Origin of the sequence: Mesorhizobium sp. M0816 (genome assembly GCF_040320005.1) — a bacterium.
Lineage (GTDB): Bacteria > Pseudomonadota > Alphaproteobacteria > Rhizobiales > Rhizobiaceae > Mesorhizobium.
This window is the reverse complement of sequence record NZ_JAMYOT010000100.1, coordinates 1-988: the sequence shown is the minus strand read 5'-3', so window position 1 is coordinate 988 and position 988 is coordinate 1. Positions and strand designations below refer to the sequence as shown.

The 988-nt window shown below is 69.7% G+C and carries 1 protein-coding gene and 1 pseudogene; both read left to right on the top strand.

What is annotated here, in order from left to right:
• Positions 1–332: pseudogene (locus NKI17_RS36835) on the top strand (terpene synthase family protein); the annotation flags it as partial.
• 85 nt (positions 333–417) lie between these two features.
• Positions 418–988: beta/alpha barrel domain-containing protein (locus NKI17_RS36830; protein WP_502894739.1), on the top strand; the 571-nt coding region annotated here is incomplete at its 3' end.

Sequence of the window (988 nt, the reverse complement as noted above, 5' to 3'; positions counted from 1 at the left end):
CGTTTCGCCAGGTCCTGCGGCTCATCTCCGCGATAGGGCGCCTGCAGAACGATCTGCATGGACGCGACAAGGACAGGTCGGCCGGCGAGGCCGACAACGCGGCGATCCTGCTGCTGCAACGCTATCCGGCTATGCCTGTGGTGGAGTTCCTCAACGACGAGCTGGCCGGCCATACGCGCATGCTGCACCGGTTAATGGCGGAAGAACGCTTTCCCGCGCCGTGGGGACCGTTGATCGAGGCCATGGCGGCCATCCGCGCGCAGTACTACCAGACCTCGACCAGCCGCTACCGCAGCGACGCTGCGGGGGGAGGCCAGCGTGCGCCGGCCTGAACGCACGGGAGGCGGCGGCGTGCGCGCGCTGCCGTCGGTCCGATCCGACGCAACGCCGCCGCCCGATGCGACGGATGGAGCGAGCATGAGCGACACCGCCCTGAGCCGGCGCAAGGACAACCATCTGGACATCGTGCTGGATCGGCGAACGGCGCCGGCCACGGTCGCCGCCGGCTGGGAGTACATCCGTTTCGAACACTGCGCATTGCCCGAGTTGGACCTGACGCAGATCGACCTGCGCGCCTCGCTGCTGGGCAAGACCATGCGCGCGCCGCTGCTGATCAGCTCCATGACCGGCGGCATGCCACGCGCCGAGGCCATCAACCGGCATCTGAGCGAGGCAGCGCAAGCCTTGGGGATCGCCATGTGCGTCGGTTCGCAGCGCGTGAGCCTGCAATCCCGCAACTCCCAGGGGCTGACGCGCGCGCTGCGCCGCCTGGCCCCAGACATTCCCTTGCTGGCCAATATCGGCGCCGCGCAACTGCGCGAGGCCGACGGCCTGGACCTGGCGCGCCGGGCGGTGGATTCGCTGGAGGCCGATGGACTCATCGTCCATCTCAATCCGCTGCAGGAAGCGGTACAGCCGGAGGGCGACCGCGACTGGCGCGGCGTCCTGGCGCAGATCGCTCGCGCCGCGCGCAGCGTGGGCGTGCCGA